Origin of the sequence: Rhodovarius lipocyclicus (assembly GCF_009900765.1) — a bacterium.
In the GTDB taxonomy this organism is placed as follows: domain Bacteria; phylum Pseudomonadota; class Alphaproteobacteria; order Acetobacterales; family Acetobacteraceae; genus Rhodovarius; species Rhodovarius lipocyclicus.
In genome coordinates this window covers 2,501-5,740 of the sequence record NZ_JAAABL010000081.1, presented here as the reverse complement: position 1 = coordinate 5,740, position 3,240 = coordinate 2,501, and the positions used below count along the sequence as shown (strand labels likewise).

At 56.2% G+C, this 3,240-nt stretch carries 1 tRNA gene and 2 rRNA genes; all 3 read right to left on the bottom strand.

The annotated features are described in order from the left end of the window. Positions 1–59 precede the first annotated feature (59 nt). Positions 60–136 (bottom strand) — tRNA-Met (locus tag GT007_RS21940). Positions 137–168: 32 nt separating this feature from the next. Next, positions 169–283 (bottom strand): 5S ribosomal RNA (rrf, locus tag GT007_RS21935). A 114-nt stretch (positions 284–397) separates the two neighbouring features. Further along, positions 398–3,135, bottom strand: a 23S ribosomal RNA gene (locus tag GT007_RS21930). Between the last annotated feature and the right edge of the window lie 105 nt (positions 3,136–3,240).

Below are 3,240 nucleotides of genomic sequence, written 5' to 3'. Positions count from 1 at the left end.
GGCCCTGTAACGCGCAACGCCCGCTGACCATGAGGTGAGCGGGTGTTGTGTGTTGGATATGGATGCGGGGACAGGATTTGAACCTGTGACCTTCAGGTTATGAGCCTGACGAGCTACCGGGCTGCTCCACCCCGCGTAAGGTGGAAATGTGAACTCTCTGGTTTGGTGGTCTGGCGGCGACCGACTCTCCCGCACCTTGAGGTGCAGTACCATGGGCGCTGGGGTGTTTCACGGCCGTGTTCGGGATGGGAACGGGTGTATCAACCCCGCGATAACCACCAGACCACCGAACCAGAGAGTTGATTGGGTGATCGGATTGTGTGTGTAAGATTATGTAGGGAGCTGATGGTGCTGCGTGCGGTGCTCTCCTGGGAGAGCAGTGTGTATGTTGATGGTGATGTGGAGTTCGATTGGGCGATTAGTACCGCTCGGCTCAGCACATTGCTGCGCGTACACCTGCGGCCTATTGACGTGATGGTCTTTCACGGCCCTCAGGGAGACCTAGTTTCAAGGTGGGTTTCCCGCTTAGATGCTTTCAGCGGTTATCCCGTCCGTACTTAGCTACCCAGCGGTGCCACTGGCGTGACAACTGGTGCACCAGAGGTACGTCCATCCCGGTCCTCTCGTACTAGGGACAGATCCTTTCAAGTCTCCAACACCCACAGCAGATAGGGACCGAACTGTCTCACGACGTTCTAAACCCAGCTCACGTACCGCTTTAATCGGCGAACAGCCGAACCCTTGGGACCTGCTCCAGCCCCGGGATGCGATGAGCCGACATCGAGGTGCCAAACCTCCCCGTCGATGTGGACTCTTGGGGGAGATCAGCCTGTTATCCCTAGAGTACCTTTTATCCGTTGAGCGATGGCCCGTCCACGAGGGACCACCGGATCACTAAGGCCGACTTTCGTCTCTGTTCGCGCTGTCACGCTCACAGTCAGGCGGGCTTATGCCTTTGCACTCAACAGCCGATGTCCGACCGGCTTGAGCCCACCATCGCGCGCCTCCGTTACACTTTAGGAGGCGACCGCCCCAGTCAAACTGCCTGCCACACAGGGTCCCGGCTCCGGCTAACGGAGCTCGGTTAGACGCCAAAAAAGCGCAGGGTGGTATTTCAAGGTTGGCTCCACACAAGCTAGCGCCCATGCTTCATAGCCTCCCACCTATCCTACACAGCCCTTTCCTGGCGCCACTGTGAAGTTGCAGTAAAGGTTCATAGGGTCTTTCCGTCTAACTGCGGGTACCCCGCATCTTCACGGGGAATTCAATTTCGCTGAGCCCATACCGGAGACAGTGGGGAGGTCGTTACGCCATTCGTGCAGGTCGGAACTTACCCGACAAGGAATTTCGCTACCTTAGGACCGTTATAGTTACGGCCGCCGTTTACCGGGGCTTCAATTCGGAGCTTGCACTCCTCCTTTTAACCTTCCGGCACCGGGCAGGCGTCAGACCCTATACGTCATCTTTCGATTTCGCAGAGCCCTGTGTTTTTACTAAACAGTCGCCACCCCCTGCTTTGTGCCACCCAACCCTGCTTGCGCAAGATTGGGTCTCGCTTATCCCGAAGTTACGCGAGCAATTTGCCTAGTTCCTTCGGTATGGTTCTCTCAAGCGCCTTGGTATACTCTACCAGTCCACCTGTGTCGGTTTCGGGTACGGTCCAATGTCAGAGCTATTTCCCGGGCCTATCCAGCCGCACACACAATCCAATAAGCATGTACGGAACTTCAAGGCCGTCACTTCTGACGGGCTCAGGAATATTCACCTGATTTCCATCGGCTACGGCTGTCGCCCTCGCCTTAGGGGCCGGCTCACCCTGCGCGGATTAACCTTGCGCAGGAACCCTTGGACTTACGGCGAGAGGGTTTCTCACCCTCTTTGTCGCTACTCATGTCCGCATTCGCACTTCCGATACCTCCAGCGCCCCTCACGGGTACACCTTCACAGGCTTACGGAACGCTCCGCTACCACGCGCCTTACGGCGCATCCACAGCTTCGGTAAGTGGCTTGAGCCCCGTTACATTTTCGCCGCAGGACAGCTATTAGACCAGTGAGCTATTACGCTTTCTTTAAAGGATGGCTGCTTCTAAGCCAACCTCCTGGTTGTTTTGGCCGTCCCACATGCTTTCCCACTTAGCCACTATTTGGGGACCTTAGCTGGTGGTCTGGGCTGTTTCCCTCTCGACGACGGACCTTAGCACCCGCCGTCTGTCTGCCAGACTACACTCCTCGGCATTCGGAGTTCGGTAGGGTTTGGTAAGGCTTTGGGCCCCCCTAGCCCTTCCGGTGCTCTACCTCCGAGGGTGACCATCTGACGATCTACCTCAATAGATTTCGCGGAGAACCAGCTATTTCCGAGTTTGATTGGCCTTTCACCCCTAGCCACAGCTCATCCCCGACTTTTTCAACAGGCGTGGGTTCGGCCCTCCAGTAGGTGTTACCCCACCTTCAGCCTGGCCATGGCTAGATCACTCGGTTTCGGGTCTCATGCCGGCAACTCGACGCCCTATTCAGACTCGCTTTCGCTGCGCCTACACCTTACGGCTTAAGCTTGCTGCCAACACGAACTCGCGGACCCATTATACAAAAGGTACGCCGTCACTCCACAAGAGAGCTCCGACTGCTTGTAAGCGTCCGGTTTCAGGTCTCTTTCACTCCCCTTGTCGGGGTGCTTTTCACCTTTCCCTCACGGTACTTGTGCACTATCGGTCACCAAGGAGTATTTAGGCTTAGAGGGTGGTCCCCCTATGTTCAGACAAGGTTTCACGTGCCTCGCCTTACTCGATTGCTTCACACATCAACACGCCTACGGGACCATCACCCACTTTGGTCAGCCTTTCCAGACTGTTCGGCTTAGTTGTGCAAAACAAATGGCCTGCTCCGCGTTCGCTCGCCACTACTAGCGGAATCTCATTTGATGTCTTTTCCTCCAGGTACTGAGATGTTTCAGTTCCCCGGGTTTGCCTCACGTACCTATGTATTCAGTACGCGATCTCCATATAGGAGGGGTTTCCCCATTCGGACATCCGCGGATCAACGATCGCTCGCATCTCCCCGCGGCTTTTCGCAGCGTGCCACGTCCTTCATCGCCTCTTGGTGCCAAGGCATCCACCGAACGCTCTTTAGTCACTCCACTTCACCACATACACACCCGCACGCAGTACCATCAGCACCAACCCAGCAGCCCTTTCAGACCACCAGGCATCAGCCCAGCACAACGACAGATGCCTATACAGCGCA